The 212-nt window shown below is 61.8% G+C and carries 1 protein-coding gene; it reads right to left on the bottom strand.

From position 1 onward, the window contains the following. Positions 1-212, bottom strand: a 212-nt coding sequence (locus tag JF781_RS28385; protein WP_225341405.1) for a phosphopantetheine-binding protein, incomplete at both ends; no start/stop codon positions are given.

Genomic DNA, 212 nt, shown 5'->3' with positions numbered 1-212 from the left:
CGGTGCGCACCGAAAGATCGGCATTCAGACCCATCTCAATCGCGGCGATCACCCGCATCGCCAGCAGCGAATCCCCACCCAAATCAAAGAAGGAGTCGTCGACGCCGACGCGTTCCAACCCCAGCACCTCGGCGAACACGCCGGTCAAGATTTCCTCGACCGGGCTAACCGGAGCGCGATAACTGGCATTCTGGTATTCGGGTGCCGGCAGG

The sequence above is a fragment of the Mycobacterium sp. WUMAC-067 genome (genome assembly GCF_020217485.1).
Classification (GTDB): domain Bacteria; phylum Actinomycetota; class Actinomycetes; order Mycobacteriales; family Mycobacteriaceae; genus Mycobacterium.
The sequence above is the reverse complement of the archived record's forward strand: the minus strand, read 5'-3'. Positions and strand labels throughout refer to the sequence as shown.